At 66.6% G+C, this 17,280-nt stretch carries 16 protein-coding genes and 1 tRNA gene; 1 reads left to right on the forward strand and 16 read right to left on the reverse strand.

The genetic code is table 11. The annotated features are described in order from the left end of the window. Positions 1-36: 36 nt before the first annotated feature. From dnaG to recO, 5 genes are all read right to left on the reverse strand, one after another. On the reverse strand, positions 37-2,052 hold the full coding sequence (dnaG, locus tag ACZF5Y_RS07835; RefSeq protein ID WP_497535225.1) for a DNA primase: 2,016 nt from the start codon (positions 2,050-2,052) through the stop codon (positions 37-39). Positions 2,053-2,151: 99 nt separating this feature from the next. Continuing rightward, a complete protein-coding gene (locus ACZF5Y_RS07840; RefSeq protein WP_497535226.1) occupies positions 2,152-3,411 on the reverse strand; it encodes a deoxyguanosinetriphosphate triphosphohydrolase in 1,260 nt (419 codons plus the stop codon). After that, positions 3,404-4,591: a tRNA dihydrouridine synthase DusB gene (gene dusB, locus ACZF5Y_RS07845; RefSeq protein ID WP_497535227.1), complete on the reverse strand. Its 1,188-nt coding sequence runs from the start codon at positions 4,589-4,591 to the stop codon at positions 3,404-3,406. The genes ACZF5Y_RS07840 and dusB overlap by 8 nt, the downstream gene beginning before the upstream one ends. Before the next feature lie 20 nt (positions 4,592-4,611). Beyond that, positions 4,612-5,397: an isoprenyl transferase gene (locus ACZF5Y_RS07850; protein ID WP_497535228.1), complete on the reverse strand. Its 786-nt coding sequence runs from the start codon at positions 5,395-5,397 to the stop codon at positions 4,612-4,614. 31 nt (positions 5,398-5,428) lie between these two features. Beyond that, positions 5,429-6,151 carry a DNA repair protein RecO gene (recO, locus tag ACZF5Y_RS07855; protein WP_497535229.1) on the reverse strand — a complete coding sequence of 241 codons (723 nt, stop codon included), beginning with the start codon at positions 6,149-6,151 and terminating at the stop codon, positions 5,429-5,431. Between the two features lie 80 nt (positions 6,152-6,231). Here recO and ACZF5Y_RS07860 point away from each other — a divergent pair, with 80 nt between their 5' ends. After that, positions 6,232-7,035: a trimeric intracellular cation channel family protein gene (locus ACZF5Y_RS07860; protein ID WP_497535230.1), complete on the forward strand. Its 804-nt coding sequence runs from the start codon at positions 6,232-6,234 to the stop codon at positions 7,033-7,035. A 24-nt stretch (positions 7,036-7,059) separates the two neighbouring features. Here ACZF5Y_RS07860 and ruvC read toward each other — a convergent pair whose 3' ends face one another. From ruvC to ACZF5Y_RS07915, 11 genes are all read right to left on the reverse strand, one after another. Next, on the reverse strand, positions 7,060-7,656 hold the full coding sequence (ruvC, locus tag ACZF5Y_RS07865) for a crossover junction endodeoxyribonuclease RuvC (RefSeq protein ID WP_053385900.1): 597 nt from the start codon (positions 7,654-7,656) through the stop codon (positions 7,060-7,062). A gap of 25 nt (positions 7,657-7,681) precedes the next feature. Then, positions 7,682-8,446 (reverse strand): YebC/PmpR family DNA-binding transcriptional regulator, encoded by a 765-nt coding sequence (locus ACZF5Y_RS07870; RefSeq protein ID WP_497535231.1) that lies wholly within the window; start codon positions 8,444-8,446, stop codon positions 7,682-7,684. A gap of 47 nt (positions 8,447-8,493) precedes the next feature. After that, positions 8,494-9,090 carry an HIT family protein gene (locus ACZF5Y_RS07875; RefSeq protein ID WP_497535232.1) on the reverse strand — a complete coding sequence of 199 codons (597 nt, stop codon included), beginning with the start codon at positions 9,088-9,090 and terminating at the stop codon, positions 8,494-8,496. Beyond that, positions 9,078-11,045, reverse strand: a complete 1,968-nt coding sequence (gene thrS, locus ACZF5Y_RS07880) for a threonine--tRNA ligase (protein WP_497535233.1) — start codon at positions 11,043-11,045, stop codon at positions 9,078-9,080. Before thrS ends, ACZF5Y_RS07875 begins: the two co-directional genes overlap by 13 nt. Positions 11,046-11,134: 89 nt before the next feature. After that, entirely contained in the window at positions 11,135-11,404 is a 270-nt protein-coding gene (locus tag ACZF5Y_RS07885) for a PLDc N-terminal domain-containing protein (protein ID WP_497535234.1), read from the reverse strand. Between the two features lie 23 nt (positions 11,405-11,427). Then, positions 11,428-12,783, reverse strand: a complete 1,356-nt coding sequence (locus ACZF5Y_RS07890) for a D-arabinono-1,4-lactone oxidase (RefSeq protein ID WP_497535235.1) — start codon at positions 12,781-12,783, stop codon at positions 11,428-11,430. After that, the gene (locus ACZF5Y_RS07895) at positions 12,780-14,015 is read right to left on the reverse strand and encodes an amino acid deaminase/aldolase (protein ID WP_497535236.1); all 1,236 of its coding nucleotides are present in this window, start codon (positions 14,013-14,015) and stop codon (positions 12,780-12,782) included. The genes ACZF5Y_RS07890 and ACZF5Y_RS07895 overlap by 4 nt, the downstream gene beginning before the upstream one ends. Then, positions 14,012-15,304: an MFS transporter gene (locus ACZF5Y_RS07900; RefSeq protein WP_497535237.1), complete on the reverse strand. Its 1,293-nt coding sequence runs from the start codon at positions 15,302-15,304 to the stop codon at positions 14,012-14,014. The genes ACZF5Y_RS07895 and ACZF5Y_RS07900 overlap by 4 nt, the downstream gene beginning before the upstream one ends. Further along, positions 15,301-15,939 carry a TetR/AcrR family transcriptional regulator gene (locus ACZF5Y_RS07905; protein ID WP_497535238.1) on the reverse strand — a complete coding sequence of 213 codons (639 nt, stop codon included), beginning with the start codon at positions 15,937-15,939 and terminating at the stop codon, positions 15,301-15,303. The genes ACZF5Y_RS07900 and ACZF5Y_RS07905 overlap by 4 nt, the downstream gene beginning before the upstream one ends. A gap of 114 nt (positions 15,940-16,053) precedes the next feature. Then, positions 16,054-16,129, reverse strand: a tRNA-Val gene (locus ACZF5Y_RS07910). A 117-nt stretch (positions 16,130-16,246) separates the two neighbouring features. Continuing rightward, complete coding sequence (locus ACZF5Y_RS07915) at positions 16,247-17,266, reverse strand: hypothetical protein (RefSeq protein ID WP_497535239.1); 1,020 nt, start codon at positions 17,264-17,266, stop codon at positions 16,247-16,249. Between the last annotated feature and the right edge of the window lie 14 nt (positions 17,267-17,280).

The following is a 17,280-nucleotide window of genomic DNA, read 5'->3' on the forward strand; positions in this document are numbered from 1 at the left end:
TGCGAGTTCGGTCCAGGAAATCTCCCGGCACGTTGCTCATTCATCGCGCAGGCTCCGTCGCGCCGCCTCGAGCGCCACCAGTTGCTCCTGGATGCGACGCGCGCGGGGGTCGCTCGAATCACCGAGTCTCTGGTGCCGGGCGAGCAATTCGCGCTTCAGCTCAACGAGGTCTCGATCGAGCAGTGAGACCACGACGTCTCTCGAGTAGGCGGCGAGCTGTCCGCTTTTGCTCTGCGGGATGGGCAGTGGCACCATCGCGAGCTCACGTACCAACCCGTGATGCGTCTCGGGAACCGCTGCGATCACCGCGTCGAGCCAGCCGGGGGCGCCGAGCTGCGTGAGACCTGTTGCCAGGCCGTCGCGCACGATACGGAGATCGGGTTCGAACACTTGCGCGGTCACGGCCTGTTGCAGCAAATCCGCGCCGATACTGTCGCCCTGCTGCAGCATCGCAATGATGGCGTCGCGTTCGAGGCGCGTTGTCGGGGCATTGCGCAACGTCGACACGCCGACGCGCCGTGGTGCCTGAGGTTCGGAGCCTGCCGCCCCGGCGCTACCGGCATAGGGGTCGCCTGCACTGCCGTAGGGGTCGTCTCCCTCGAACGCTTCGCTGAGGGAGTCCCCATACGGGTCGCCCGGGCCAGAGGCTTGCGCAGCGACGCGCTGACGGGCCGGCGCCCCGCGATGCTGCCCGCGCTGCTGCGTGCCACCGTTTGTGCGCGGCTGCGGGCGGGGGGATCGCTCCGCGCCGCGCACGGCCTGCTGCACCTCCCCCAGTTCCGCACCGAGCATGCGTGCAAGCTCGCGGGTGTACCCGGGGCGAAGCGAGGCGTCTTTGATCTCCGCGATGATGGGTGCGGCCTCGCGGAGCGCCGAGACGCGCCCCTCGACGCTATTCAGATTGAATCGCGCAATCGCCTGTCGCAGCGCGAACTCGAACAGGGGCACCTTGCGCGTGAACAGTTCGCGCACGGCTTCATCCCCGCGATGCTGTCTGAGGTCGGAGGGGTCGAGGCCTTCCGGAGCGACCGCGACGTACGTCTGCGCGGTGAACCGCTTCTCTTCGCTGAATGCGCGCAGTGCGGCCTTCTGACCGGCCTCGTCGGGATCGAAGGTGAACACGACCTCGGCCGCAGAGTCATCGCCCATGATGCGGCGAAGTACCGCGATGTGATCTTTGCCGAATGCAGTGCCACAGGTCGCGACGGCAGTTTCGATGCCCGCGAGGTGACAGGCCATGACGTCGGTGTACCCCTCGACCACCACGGCGCGCTTGCCCCGCGAGATCGCTTTCTTCGCGAGATCGAGCCCGTAGAGCACCTGGGACTTGTGGTAGACGGGAGACTCTGGGGTGTTCAAATACTTCGGGCCGTTATCGTCGTCGTAGAGCTTGCGGGCTCCGAAGCCGAGTGTCTGGCCGCTCGTATCGCGGATCGGCCACACGATCCTGCCGCGGAAACGATCGTAGGCACCGCGCTGGCCCTCAGAAGCGAGCCCCGAGAGCACGAGCTCCTGCGGGGTGTAGCCCTGCGCGCGCAGATGCCCGGTCATGCCATCCCACCCTCGCGGGGCATAGCCGACACCGAAGTGCGCGCACGCGGCCGCATCGAACCCGCGGGCCGTGAGAAACTCGCGTGCGGTCGTGGCTTCGTCGCTCTGCAGCTGCTCCATGAAGAACGCCGCAGCTGACTGGTTCGCCGCGAGCAGACGCGCCCGATTCGGCCCATCTTCGCGCTGAAAACCACCCTCTTCGTACGTCAGCACGTAGTGGATGCGTGCGGCCAGGCGCTCGACGGTCTCCGCGAACGTGAGGTGGTCCATGCGCTGCACGAAGGTGAACGCGTCGCCCGACTCGCCGCACCCGAAGCAGTGGTAATACCCGAGCGCCGGCCGCACATGGAAGCTCGGGCTCCGCTCATCGTGGAACGGGCAAAGCCCCTTCATCGAGTCGATGCCGGCGTTCTTCAGCGTGACGTAGTCGCCGACGAGATCCGCGAGATTCGTGCGCCGCTTCACTTCCTCAACGTCGCTCGCCCGAATCCTGCCTGCCATAGGGCAGAGTCTAGCGCCGCACGACGCGCTTCAGAGCGCGCCCACACGCTCCCTGCGCATGCCCCTCTCGGTTCAGCGCGTGGCGCGGCCCCGGTCGGATCAGACGAGCGGGATGTCGCAGAGTCGCTTGTGCCAAGCGATCGCCGATTGATCGGTGAGCGAGGCCACCTGATCGACGATGGCGCGCTTCCGCCCGGCGTCGTCCGACGCTTCACGGAAATCAGCGGCGAATGCGGGCTCGAGCTCGCTGTCGCCGGTCTGCCACAGGACGTCGAGCAGTTCGTTCAGCAGTTCGCGCTGCCGACGGTAGGTCGGTTGCCGCCGGCCGCTGGCCATCACGAACGCCGCGACGATGCCCTTGAGTACGGCGATCTCCGCTCGGATCTCACGCGGCACGATCACCGAGGCGCCGTACCGAGCGAGTGGAGTGCCGTCAGCAGACTCGAGGGTCGCAGCGATCGAACCGCGCGCGAAATGCCCAATCATGTCGCTCGTAAAATTCTTAAGCTGTGCCTGATGAGCGCGCGTGCCATCCCATCGGGTGAGCCAGTTCGAGGTTTCCGCGATCCGATCGTACGCGGCACCCAGCTCGTCGCGCGAGAACGAGCCGTCGGCCCACTCCGAGACGTCGGTAATGAGCCCGTCGTGCCCGGAGCGAGCGGTCAAGATCTCGGGATCGATGAACCCGCTCACCACCGCGTCTTCGAAGTCGTGCACGGAATAGGCGATGTCATCGGAGAGGTCCATGGCCTGCGCCTCCGCGCACTTCTGCCGTTCCGGTGCGCCTGCCCGGAGCCAGGAGAAGACGGGAGCGTCGTCGGCGAAGTATCCGAACTTCGCGCTGCCGGGCTCCGCTTCATCCAAACTCCACGGGTACTTGCAGCTCGCGTCGAGCGTCGCCCGGGTCAGATTGAGCCCCACGCTCCGACCGTCGGCATCGAACCGTTTCGGCTCCAGCCTGGCCAGCACGCGCAGTGTCTGCGCATTGCCCTCGAACCCACCCGCATCGGCGGCCCACTCGTTGAGGGCCTTTTCACCGTTGTGCCCAAAGGGCGGGTGACCGAGGTCATGGGCGAGGCAGGCCGTATCGACCACGTCTTGTGCGAGATGCAGGGCGACCGCGAGCTCGCGTCCGATTTGCGCGACCTCAAGCGAGTGCGTCAGGCGGTTGCGCGCGAAATCGATGCCCGCAGTCGGGCTGAGCACTTGCGTCTTGGCGGCGAGCCGACGCCAGCCGCTGGAGTGCAGCACGCGCGCGCGATCGCGGGCGAAATCGCTGCGACCGCCGCCGTGCGCTTCCGGAACGTAGCGTTCCGCGTCTGCTCGGTCGTACCCGATGGGCAGGCCGGGATCACCCACCGGAGTCGTCTCGCTCGGCCTCGGCGAGGTCGGCGTAGTCAATGCCTTCGCTGGTGCGGCTCTCGAGCCAACGATCGGGCAGTACTACACGCTTCGGGCTGCCGGCGCGACCGCGCTGCCCTTCGGCGCCCTCGCCCGGATACGGCATCGAGCCGTCCATCGTGGCGAAGATCTCGTCCATTTGCGCGATCGACTCGACCGCCGCCAGCGCACGGCGCGTATCGCCTCCGACACCGTAGCCCTTGAAGTACCAGGCGACGTGCTTGCGGATGTCGCGACAGGCATGCGGTTCGTCATCGTCGTAGAACTCGACGAGCAATTCGGTATGGCGACGCATGGCCTCCATGACGAAGCCGAGCGGCGGCTTCGCGATCGCCGCTTCCGCCGCCTCCTCGGTGATCTCCCCCGCCTCGGCGCGGAACGCCGCAGCAAGATCGCCGAAGAGCCACGGGCGCCCGAGGCATCCGCGGCCGACCACGACGCCGTCGCAGCCCGTCTCCCGCACCATACGAATTGCGTCTTCCGCAGACCAGATGTCGCCGTTGCCAAGGACGGGGACGCTGGTGATCGTCTCCTTCAGCGTCGCGATCGAGCTCCAGTCGGCGTGACCCGAGTAAAACTGGTTTGCCGTGCGACCGTGCAGCGCGATGGCCGCCACGCCCGCACCCTCTGCCGCGCGAGCGGCATCGAGGTACGTCAGGTGATCCTCATCGATACCCTTACGCATCTTCACCGTGAGCGGGATGTCGCCCGCGGCGCGCACCGCTCCCTCGACGATGGCGCGGAACAGATCGCTCTTCCAGGGAAGCGCCGAACCGCCACCCTTGCGCGTGACCTTGGGCACCGGGCAGCCGAAATTGAGATCGATGTGGTCGGCCAGGTCTTGATCAACGAGAAAGCGGACCGCCTCGGAAACCGTCTTCGGGTCGACGCCGTAGAGCTGAATCGATCGCGGTGTTTCGCTCTCGTGGTGCTTGATCAAACGCAGCGACGCGGGAGTGCGCTCGACCAGCGCACGGCTCGTGATCATCTCGCTGACGTACAGACCGGCGCCGTATTCACGGCACAGTCGACGGAACGCAGTGTTGGTGATGCCGGCCATGGGTGCGAGTACGACCGGCACGTCGAGTGCGAGCGGGCCGATGCGCAGGCGGGCGTCACCGAGAGTCTGGGAAGTCATATCTCCTCCATTCTCGCAGATCAGGAGGCGGTGGGCGTGTCGACTGCGCCGCCGAAGCGGCGGTCGCGGGCATGGTAGATGCGGATCGCCTCCCACAGCTCGCGCCGCCCGAAATCGGGCCAGAGCGTGTCTTGGAACACCATCTCGGCGTAGGCCGACTGCCACAGCATGAAGTTGCTCGTGCGCTGCTCCCCCGAACTGCGCAGAAACAGGTCGACGTCAGGGAGTTCAGGCACATACAGGTGGCGCTCGATCGTGCGCTCGGTGATGCCGTTCGGCGACAGACGCCCGGCGCGCACCTCTGCCGCGATCTCTCGCACCGCATCGGTGAGCTCGTTTCGACCACCATAGTTGACGCACATCGTGAGTGTGAGCCCGGTGTTCTTCGCGGTTGCGCGCTCGGAGGCCTGCAGCTCGCTGATGACCGATCCCCACAGTCTGGGCCGTCGACCAGCCCAGCGCATGCGCACGTTCCACGCATCGAGCTGCGCACGCCGTCGACGCAGCACGTCACGGTTGAAGCCCATGAGAAACCGCACCTCGTCGGGCGAGCGCCGCCAGTTCTCCGTCGAGAAAGCGTAGACGCTGAGGTGCCCCACGCCCGCCTGAATCGCCCCGGCGACGACGTCGAGCAACGCCTGCTCTCCCATCCGGTGGCCCTCGACTCGCGGCAGGCCGCGCCGATTCGCCCACCGTCCGTTGCCGTCCATGACGATCGCGACGTGCTTCGGGGCCGGTCCGTCGAATTGCGGCGGTTGCTCTCCGGTCCAATCGACCGGAACGAGCATGGTGGGCGCGGAGTGCATGCCTGCCAGTGTAGAGGCGGGCCGCCGAGCGTCAGTTGCGCGGCGCGCTGAAGGAGCGGAGCCCGCGCTCGAGGTGAAACTGCGTGTACGCCGCCGCGATCCCGGCCGCCTGGCCCCGCTCGCGCTCCGTCGACGAGACGGCCCCGTCCCAGTCACCGACCAGCAGCGCCTCGAGCAGCGCGATGCTCCCAGGATCGAGTCGGGGCGACCCCGGCGTACGGCATTCCTCGCAGACCACGCCGCCGAGTTGCACGACCACCGCCGTGTGCGGCCCGGGGCGAGCGCATCGCACGCAGTCGGTGAACCCCGGAGTCCAACCTGCGATCGAGAGCGCACGCAGGAGATAGCCGTCGCGCACCAGCTCCGGTGGAATCCGGGCCGCGGCGAGTGTACGCAGCGCGCCGACGAGCAGGCCGTAGAGTTCGCGCGACGTGTCGCCCTCGCCCAACCGTTCGGCGGTTTCGACGATCACGTTGCCGGCGCGGTACCGGTCGTAGTCGGCACTGATCTGCGGGCCATAGGCTCCCAGAGTCTCGGCCTGAGTGATCGTATCGAGGGTGCGGCCCTCGAAGCACTGGAGATCGGCCACCATGAAAGGTTCGAGACGGGCGCCGAACTTCGACGAGGTGCGTCGCACGCCCTTGGCCACCGCACGCAGCAGCCCGCGCCCGGGCGTGAGTAGGGTGACAATGCGGTCGGCTTCACCCAGCTTGTGGGTGCGCAGCACGACCCCGGGTTCGCGGTAGAGGGGCACCCCCTCAGTATCGCGCAGGAGGTGATATCGACGCGGAGATTCCGCGAGCGGCGCAACTCCGGGTGCGCGAGAATGGACGGGTGTTCGACGAGACGTTCCGGATCCCGCTGTATGCCGATCTCACCGCCGTGGGGGTCGGCAGCTTGCAGGGCGCGATGTTCGCCGCCGGGTTCAAACGCATCGACCTGCTGGGCGTCGCGATCATCGGCATCTTCTCGGGGGTCGGCGGCGGTTTTCTTCGCGACGTCTTCCTCGGTCAATCGCCCGCCGCGTTCACCGACAACCTGTACCTGCTGGTCGCGACCGGTGCCGCGTTCCTCGGCATGCTGCTGTCGCGGGTTCTCGAGAAGGTCGACCCCGCCATCACGGTGCTCGACGCGATCAGCATTGGCATGTTCGGCGCAATCGGGGCGACGAAGGCGCTCGCACTCGGCTTGCCAGTGATCCCCGCGCTCTTCATCGGCACAGTGTCGGCAATCGGCGGCGGGGTGCTGCGCGATCTCATGCTCAACATTCCGATCGCGGTCATGCATGTCGGCTCGCTGTACGCCGTGGCGAGCCTCGCCGGCGTGGTCGTGCTCGTGGGTCTGCTCGCCCTGGGAGTGCCGGTGATCACTGCCGGCATCGTCTGCGTCATCGTGACCGCCCTCGTGCGCTTGCTCGCTGTGCGCTTCGGCTGGAGTCTTCCCGAGCAGCGCGCCATCAGTCGCATCCAGTTGCGTCGGCAGCGTCAGGTCGAGCAGGCGATCGAAGAGGCGCTGCACACCGGAACGCTCACGTTGCCGATCACGCTTCCCGATGCTGATGATGTCGCCGGGTACGGGCGCCATTCGGCGATGCCGGATCGCGAGGACGACGACGATCCGACGTCTCGCGAGCGCTAGGCGCTCGGTCGCAGACGGGAGAGCTCAGGCCCGCGGGCCGCTGCGACGCCGACCGACCTTCGCCTCGGCCTCCCGCCAGGCGCGCTGGGCGGGCGTTTCACCACCGGGTGCCGCTCCGCGCTGCGAGCGATCGGCGCTGCCTCCGCGGGACAGGTGCCAAGCGTGGGTGATTGCGAGCGCAAGCGCATCAGCGGCGTCAGCCGGTTTCGGCGGTGCGGCGAGCCCGAGCAGGCGCGTCACCATGGTGGTCACCTGCGCTTTATCGGCGCTGCCATATCCGGTCACCTGCGCTTTGACCTCGTTCGGGGTGTACAGCGCCACCGGGATCCCCCGGCGTTCCGCAAGGAACATCACGACGCCGCTGATCTGGGCGACGCCCATGACGCTGGGGAGGTTCTGCTGTGCGAAGACGCGCTCCAGCGCGATCGCTGCTGGCTTCTCGCCGTCGAGCAGACGTTCGATTGCGGAGCCCAGTTGGTGCAGGCGCGCGGGCAGCTCGGCGGTCGCCGGGCTGCCCAGTACCTCGACGTGCTCGAAGGTGACTCGACGACCGGCCCCGGCCGTCACCACGCCGATACCGCAGCGGGTGAGACCGGGGTCGATCCCGATGATGCGCGTCATGCGAAGGTCGCGCCGAGCGCCCGGATCACTCGTCTTCAGCGAGTTCGGCCTGCACCTCGGACGTGAGGTCGAAGTTCGCGAATACGTTCTGCACGTCGTCGCTGTCTTCCAGTGCATCGATCAGTCGGAAGACCTTGCGCGCCGTATCGGCGTCGATCTCGACTTTGAGGTTCGGCACGAACTCGGCGTCGGCCGAGTCGTAGTCGATTCCGGCATCGACGAGCGCGGTGCGGGCGGCGACGAGCTCAGACGCCTCGGTGACGACCTCGAAGGTCTCGCCGTTGGGTGCAGCGTTCACTTCTTCTGCGCCGGCCTCGAGCACGGCGCCGAGCACGTCGTCTTCGGTCGTTCCCTCTGCGGGCACGATGATGACGCCCTTGCGGGCGAAGTTGTAGGCGACGCTCCCGGGATCCGCCAGGGTACCGCCGTTGCGGCTGAGTGCTGTACGGACTTCGGCGGCGGCGCGATTCTTGTTATCGGTGAGGCACTCGATCATGAGCGCGACGCCGTTCGGGCCGTAACCTTCATAGACGATGGTCATGTATTCGACGGCGTCGCCGTCGAGGCCGGCTCCGCGCTTGATCGCGCGGTCGATGTTGTCACCGGGGACCGAGTTCTTCTTGGCCTTCTGCACGGCGTCGACGAGCGTCGGATTGCCCGAGAGGTCGGCGCCACCGATGCGCGCCGCAACCTCGATGTTCTTGATGTACTTCGCGAACGCCTTGGCGCGACGCGAATCGATGACGGCCTTCTTGTGCTTGGTCGTCGCCCACTTGGAGTGTCCGGACACGGGAGCTCCTCTTGATCGTGATGGAAAAGGGTGGTCTGGGATTGAGTCTACGAGCGCTGCGGCCCGGCATCTGACGGCGCCGGCCAGGCTTCGGCGAACAAATCGCGCACTTCACCGAGCAACTGCGGCATGGCCTTCGTCTTCGCGATGATCGGGAAGAAGTTGGCGTCAGAGCGCCAGCGGGGTACGACGTGCTGATGCAAGTGCGCGGCGATACCGGCCCCCGCAACCTCTCCCTGATTCATGCCGATGTTGAAGCCGTCGCAGCGCAGCACCTGCTTCGCGACGCGCATCGCGGTCTGCGTCAGTTCACCGATTTCGGCAACCTCGTCTGCGGTGGCCTCGTCATAGGTCGAGACATGGCGGTACGGGCAGACGAGCAGGTGTCCGCTGTTGTAGGGGAACAGGTTGAGGAGTACGTAGGCGTGCTCGCCACGGGCAACGATGAGCGCCTCGGCATCGGTGCGGCCGGGCGCTGCGCAGAACGGGCAGTCGTGTTGCTCGGGCTGCGAGTGATCGGCGACGTACACCATGCGGTGCGGCACCCACAGTCGTTGCAGGTCGTCGGCGACGCCGACGGCACCGCTCTCGTCGAGGGACTCGACCGGAGCGGTGCCGTCGGCGCAGTCGCCTACTCCGACCATGCGGTGGAGACCTGCTCGTGGGAACGGATCGCACCAGTGATGCGCGCGATCGCATCGGCGACCGGCACGCCGTTCATCTGGGTTCCGTCACGAAAGCGGAAGCTGACGGCGCCCGCCGCGCGATCCTCTTCGCCCGCGATGAGCTGGAAGGGGATCTTGGCCTTCGTGTGCGTGCGGATCTTCTTCGGCATGCGGTCGTCGCCGTGATCGACTTCGGCGCGCACCCCGTGTTCACGCAGCTGGGCGATGACTCCGTCGAGGTACTCGCCGTACTGCTCGGCCACGGGAATACCCACGACCTGCGTCGGCGAGAGCCAGACGGGGAACGCGCCGGCGTAGTGCTCGAGCAGGATCGCGAAGAAGCGCTCCACTGAACCGAGCAGGGCACGGTGAATCATGACCGGCTGCTTACGCGTGCCATCGGCCGCCTGGTACTCGAGCTCGAACAGCTCGGGCTGGTTGAAGTCGAGCTGCACCGTCGAGAGCTGCCAGGTGCGACCGATCGCGTCTCGGGCCTGCACGGAGATCTTCGGTCCGTAGAACGCGGCGCCACCGGGGTCGGCGACGAGTTCGAGACCCGATTCCTCTCCAACCTCGCGCAGGGTCTCCGTCGCGATCTCCCACTGTTCGTCGGAGCCGACGGACTTCTCGGGATCCCGCGTCGACAGCTCCAGATAGAAGTCATCGAGACCGTAGGCACGAAGCGTCGCGAACACGAACTCGAGCTGCTGCTTGATCTCGCCCTTCACCTGATCGTCGGTGACGTAGATGTGCGCATCGTCCTGGGTGAGGCCGCGCACACGGGTGAGGCCCGACAGCGTGCCGCTCTTCTCGTAGCGGTACACCGTGCCGAACTCCGCGAGACGCAGCGGCAGTTCGCGATAGCTGCGCGCCCGAGCGCGGAAGATGAGGTTGTGGAACGGGCAGTTCATGGGCTTCAGGTAGTAGTCCTGGCCCTGCTTGATGACGTTGCCATCGGCGTCTTCGACCTCGTCGAGGTGCATCGCCGGGAACATCCCGTCCTTGTACCAGTTCAGGTGCTGGCTGGTTTCGAAGAGCGAGCCCTTCGTGATGTGGGGGCTGTTCACGACCTCGTAGCCGTTCTTCAGCAGCTCTTCACGCATGAACGTCTCGATCTCGTGGCGGATGATGCCGCCCTTCGGGTGGAAGACCGCGAGGCCCGACCCGATCTCGTCGGGGAAGCTGAAGAGGTCGAGTTCGACGCCGAGCTTGCGGTGGTCGCGCTTCGCCGCCTCTTCGAGGCGCGTCTGGTAGGCGCGCAACTCATCCTTGGTCGGCCAGGCGGTGCCGTAGATGCGCTGCAGCATCGGGTTCTTCTCGCTGCCGCGCCAGTAGGCGCCTGCCGAGCGCATGAGCGCCCAACCGTTGCCGAGCAGGCGCGTGTTGGGCACGTGCGGCCCGCGGCACAGATCTTTCCAGCACAGCTCGCCGGTCTTCGGATCGACGTTGTCGTAGATTGTGAGCTCGGCTCCGCCGACCTCGACGCTCTCGCCGTTCTCGTCACCCGCCGAGCCACCCTTCAGCCCGATCAGTTCGAGCTTGTACGGCTCGTTCGCGAGCTCGGCGCGCGCTTCATCTTCAGTGACGACGCGGCGCACGAAGCGCTGACCCTGCTTGACTATCTTCTGCATCTCAGCGGAGATCGCTTTCAAATCTTCAGGCGTAAACGGCGTCTTCGGGTCGAAGTCGTAGTAGAACCCGTCGGTGATCGGCGGGCCGATGCCGAGGCGAGCCTCGGGGTTGATGCGCTGCACGGCCTGCGCGAGCACGTGGGCCGCCGAGTGGCGCAGAATGTTGAGACCGTCGGCCGACTCGACCGAGATCGGCTCAGCCGTGTCCGTCTCCGTCAGCTCCGTCGCAAGGTCGCGCAACTCGCCGTTGACGCGCATCGCGACGATCGAACGATCGGGGAACCGGGAGAAGCCATCGGCCACGGGTGAACTCCTGCACTGTGGGTGTCGGAAATGCTGCGCTCGCCGTTGCGGTCGCGCAGGATCGGCAATGCGCCGATCACCGTACGATCCTACTGCGTTCCCCCGACGTGCGGCGCTGAGTCCGCGGCCGCGTCGACTCCCGACGCAGTGAGGAACCGCGGTCGACCCGCGGTGAACCACACGATCGCGCCGACCAGCGGAACGACGGCGATGAACACGATCCAGGCGATCATCTTCGGCCACGTCAGCTGCGGCTCGAACTTGGCCAGGGACAGGATCGCGATGAGCCCGATAGCGGCATGCGTCAAGGCGAAGACGCCGGGAACGACATCGAGCGCGGTGAGGGCCGGAAGAAGCATGCCTCTCAGCCTACTTGCGCCGGTCAGTGCCCGAGCACCCGGCGGGTGTAGTCGTTCGCGAACGTTCGCTCGGGGTCGAAGAAATCGCGCGCGGCGAGGAAGTCGTCGAATCGAGGGTACGCAGATGCGAGATCAGACCGACTACGACCGTGCATCTTGCCCCAGTGCGGGCGGCCGTCGTAGTCGCGCAAGATCGCTTCGACTGCGGAAAAGTACGGCTCCGGATTCTCTCGCCAGTACCGGTGCACCGCGATGTAGGCGCTCTCGCGACCGTACGCGGTCGAGAGCCACAAATCGTCTGCTGCGGCGAAGCGCACCTCGATCGGGAACGAAACCCGCCACCGTCGTCGCTCGATCAGCGCGCGCACCTCGCGGAGTGCCTCGGGAAGAGCCTCCGCAGGAATGGCGTACTCCAGTTCACGAAAGCGTACGCGTCGCGGGCTGGTGAACACCGCGTGGGAGTCGTCGGTGAACGAGCGCCTCCCGTAGACCGCAGCGGCGAATCGATTGATCGCGGGCGTGGCAAACCCCGCTACAGTGCCGACGCTGCAGATCGCCCAGTGCGCCGCCGTTCCGAGCAGTTCGTCCTCCAGCCAGCCCCGCACCGGGTGCGGGGCGGCGAACGCCGCGTCTGGGGTGAGACGCGCGTTCGACTTGGTCGACAATCGGTCCGTGTGCGGCCACCAGTACGCTTCGACGTGGTCGATCGCGCGCGCACGGTCGAGCAGGTCGTCGATGACATCAAATGGTTCGGAGCGCTCGACGGCGTGCAGCAGAAACGTCGGTACGCACCGCAGCTCGACGGCGACAAGTACGCCGAGTGCGCCGAGTCCCAGTCGTACGGCCGGAAGCCATTCGGGGTGCGCATCGGTCGCGATCCGGCGGATCGCCCCGGTGCCGTCGACCAGCGTCACCGCAGTGATCTGCGTCGCGATGCCGCCGAAGCCGATCCCAGTGCCATGAGTGCCAGTCGAGACGGCGCCAGCGATCGTCTGCGTGTCGATGTCGCCGAGATTCTGGACGGCCAATCCGAGTGGACGCAGAATCATCGGGAGTTGTCGCAAGCGTGTGCCGGCACCGATGGTCACACGCATCGACTCCGGATCGAACGCGATCAGCCCGGAGAACGCAGCGACATCGACGAGCACGCCATCCGTCATCGCAATGTCGCTGAACGAATGCCCGGCGCCGATGGCTTTCACGGTCTCACCATTTGCCGCTGCACGACGCACAATGTCCGAGAGCTCTTCGGCGGTCGTCGGTGCCGAAACCCGGGTTGGGTGAGCACGGACGCTGCGCCCCCAGTTCTCGACGATGCGACCGCGGCGGATGCGCAGGCGGTCGCCTCTCGGATCCGACGACGATCTTGAGTCAGTCACAGAAACGCATTCCCCTCGCCACGATATGTGGGTACCGAGTCGATCACCTGATCTCCATCGACGACGTGCAGCACATTCAGATGTTCTGAGATCTCCCCCGATTTCGCGTGCCGCAGCCACACGCGATCGCCGACCTCGAGGCCGCGCGCGGCCACTCCGCGCAGCGGGGTCTGCACCTCGCCTGCGGCCTCGCGCGGCAACGTGCTGAGCCCTGGAGGCCACACCGGGAGCGGTTGGCGACTCGCCGTCGGTGGTCCCGACGCGATCCACCCACCGCCGAGCACCGTCGCGACCGCTGGGGCGGGGCGGCGCACCACGGAGAGCGCGAACCCCACCGCGGGCGCCGGCGCGAACTGCTCGTAGTGATCAAATAGGCCGGGGCCGAAAAGACCGGATCCCGCCGCGATCTCCGTGACGGAATCGTCGAGCCGCGTGGACTCGATCGACCCTGTGCCTCCCCCATTCACGAATTCGAGGTCGTTGCCATGCGCTCGGACGACCGACCGCACGAGGGCCACCGCTTCCGCCCGCCGTTCGGCGAGTTCGGCGACGGACGCGCGCTGCATGGCGCGAATCGCGATCCTGCCCGGACCCGAATTCGGAACGCCTGCGACCTGCGCCTCGTACGCCATGACGCCGACCACCCGAAACCCGTCACGCCCCGCCGCTGCGGACGCCAGACTCGCGAGCGCCGCCGGCGACCGCACAGGAGAACGGAAGACCCCAACATGCCCGAGCACCGGCGACTGCAATGAGGCGTCGAGTTCCAACGCCACCCGAACGGTCTCGCGCTGCGCCGGTGGCAGCACACTGTCGACGCAGTCCAGCTGAGACATGTGATCGACCATCAGAGTGATCGCGGCGGACCGCCGCTGGTCAGTCGCGAGCGCGGCGATCGCCCCACGATCCGCAGTGGGGTACGCAACCACAATGTCGTCGAACCCGGCATCCGCGAGCCAGAGCGCCTCGGGCAGGGTGTACGCGAGCACTCCCGAAAACCCGGGAATCGCGAGCACCGATTCGAGCACGGCCCGCACGCGCAGCGACTTGCTCGCGACACGAATCGGCGTCCCCTGTGCTCGCCGCAGCAGGTCGTGAGCATTGTGCGCGAGGGCGCCCCGGTGCAACACGCCGAACGGTGGATCGAGCTCGCGTGTCGCTGCATCGATGCGCGGCCAGTACGCCGCAGGGTTGGCCCAGGGGTCCCCTCGCGGCGATGTCAGATCAATCATCGAACACTCCTCACGTATTGCACGCTCCAGGCTCCGAACAGCGAGCACGCGCCGCTGACGAGGAACAGGGCGATGAATCCTCCGGTAGCGCTGACGACGATCGCCCCGAGCAGTGGTGCAAGCGCCTGCGGCACGGCGTTCGCAATGTTCATGATGCCGAGATCTTTGCCGCGGCTGGCCGCGTCAGGGAGCACCTGCGTCGCTAGCGCCTGATCGACGGCGAGGAAGCATCCGTATCCGAGGCCGAGCAGCACTGCGGCCACGAACGCGAGCGAATAGCCCGGCCACACAGCAAGCAGCAAGCCGCCGATCGCCTGCAAACCGGCCGAGATGGCAACGAAGACCTTACGACGGCCGAGGCGATCAGAAAGCCTGCCGCATACGAGCGAGGCCACGACGGTCATGGTCGTGTAGATGAGCGACAAGACGAGCAGGTCGTCGTCAGCGTGTGCCCGGTGGAGCCCGAACATCAGGAAGTACAGCAGGAGGCCCGTGCCGAGTGCATTGCCCGTATTGACGAGGATGCGCGACAACAGCGTCCAACCGAAGTCGGGGAAGCGACGCGGGCTGATCCAGAACCCGCGGGCGACTGCAGCGGCGCTCCAGGGCGTGCGGTGACGGCGGTCGAGCGGCGGATCCGGCAGCCGCAGTGCAGGAAGCACCAGCACGCAGAGCGCCACTGCAAGGCCGATGTATCCGGCGCTGATGCCGGTCAGTACCACCGTCACCAGCAGGAGACCGAACACCACCCCGACGCCCTGCGGCGCCGAAACGAACCCGGAGACGAGGCCTCGCTGAGACACGGGCACCTGATCCGCGATCATCGCGGTCAGCGCCGCTGTCAGCGTGCAGAACCCTGAAATAGCGAGTGACCAGCAGACTGCGACGCCCCAGAACGACTCCTGCAGCCCGAGTGCCATCAGGCTGCAGCCGAACAGCAGGGCTCCTCCGGCGACCCAGGGGCGGCGTCGCCCCCACCGCGACCTCGTGCGGTCAGAAAGCGCCCCCGCCAGCGGATACGCGACGATCGCGCAGACGGCGGAGATCCCGCTCACCGTGCCGAAGGCGACGACGCTGCCAACCCAACCGTCTGCCCGCACCAGCCGTTCGACCTGCGTCGGGAGCAGCAGTTGCATCGGTGCGAGTTGAGCCATCCACACCCCCAGCCACGCAACCGAGAATGCAGCGATCCACGGGGCCGCGACCCGGTGTGATGGTGCCGAAGCCGCTGCCGCCTCAGCCGAAGACGGCACCTCGGTCGCGGGTGCCTGGCCGCGCTCCCGGCTCACAGGGACCGCGTTTCCGCGTGCACGAGGATCGCCGCAACCACGGTATCCAAGGCGAGCACGGGCGTGACGCCGTCGACGATGTGCGCGATGGTCAGGCCGTCGGTCAACGCGACCACGACGGTCGCGATCTCATCGACGGGAACGCGCCACCGCGTTCCCGAGATCTGCCCGGCCTCGACAAGCAGGTCGGCGACGACTGACCGGTAGCTGTCGTACTGCGAGCGCACGAGTGCCCGGGAGTCCGCATGCCGCGACGCATCGAGCGTCAATTCGAGCATGCCGTGTTCGCGGCCGGGATACTGCACCACGGTCTGCACGTAGCGCTCCATGCCGTTGCGGATAAGTTCCTGAAGCACGGCGTCGCCGGCGGCGCCTGAGACCTTGTCACCGCGTTGCGCGCCGGCCCCGCTTGCGAGCGCCGCATGCACCGCTTCGCGTTCGTCTCTGACGACTCTCCCGACGACCGCCTCGAGCAGGGCATCGCGGGAGTCGAACGCGTAGTGGAGGCTGGCAAGACTCATGCCCGCCTCCTCAACGATCGCCCGGGTGGATGTCGCCGCCAGCCCGTCTCGGCTGAGCACACGCAAGGCGGCATCGACGAGCGCGGCGCGGCGCTGATGCACGGGAACACCCATCGATCCTCCTCGTCGAGAATGTGGGTCAACTGTCCCAGATTCGCCGGAATAAGGCAATGGGTGGGAAACGCATCAGGCCCGCAACGCGTGTGCGCTGCGGGCCTGATGTCGGTGTGGTGGGCGATACCAGACTCGAACTGATGACCTCTTCCGTGTGAAGGAAGCGCGCTACCAACTGCGCCAATCGCCCGTCTGCACTGGAGCTTCACGAGTGAAACTGCGCGGTGCCAACCTGATCGATCATACACGGATCGCAGGTTGCCTCTGCGCCACCAGTCGCGAGGCGCAGTATTTCGCGGAATCGGGATTATTCGGTCGGGCGTGTCGTGATCGGCGCGAGATCACTGTTGAGTTGCTCATCGAGTTCGGCGCTCACCTCGCTGAGTTGCCGCAGATCATGGCGGAGCCCGTTGTATCGGTCGATGTCGCCCTGCAGGTCGGCAAGTTCCGCATCGAGGGCTGCGCGACGCTCGGTGAGTGCGCCGGCGACCGCGGTCTGCGCGTCGGGGTCTTCCGCATATGTGCCGGCCGCGACATCGGCCGAGAATGCGCTCGCGTCAACGTTGAAAGCCTCAACCGCCTGCCCGTACGATTGCTTGCGCGTCTTCACATCGGCGCGCAGCGCCGTCATTTCGGACTGCAGGTGATCGGCTTGCTGCTGCAATTCCTGAAACACCGTGTGGTACGTGTCGAACCCGTCGATGAGGTCTGATCGGTGCTCGAACCACTGCGCGTAGTGCTCATCGAGCCAGGGTGGTAGCTCGCGCACCTCGGTACCGAAGACCGAATGCAGTTCGTTCGCGAACGCGGCATCCGACAAATGCTCGTACACCGACATGCGCTCTGCAAGTTCGGGGTGCGTGGGAACCAAGTCATCGTAGACCTCACGAAGCTTCGCCGTCATGAGCGTGCGATCGCCCTCGCCCATGCGCGACCATACGGCGTGCAGCAGCTCGTGAGCCGCGGTGACCTCGACGATGCCGCTCACGCGCTCGTCAGTGACGTCGAACAAATGGATCCTGTCGCCCGTGTAGCACCCGAGCACGTGACCCTGCTCGGAGTGGTCGACCTCGGCGCACTGCTCATTGAAGTGCTGACTCCCGTCGATGGTCGGGTGAGTCGCGGTAAAGATGCGCAGACCCGCATCAGTCAGCTGCAGTGATTCAGAGAGGTCTGCGACCTGCGGGCTGACCTCAAACCCGATTGCGGCGAAGCGATCTTTGAGCTCCTGCCGATGCATCATGACGAACGCCACGAGCGCGACGACGAGGAGGAAGACCGTGAAGCCCACCCATCGCTTCACCACCGACCCCGCGCTTTCGGACATGCATCCACAGTATC

The sequence above is a fragment of the Leucobacter sp. WKLB1 genome (assembly GCF_059696215.1).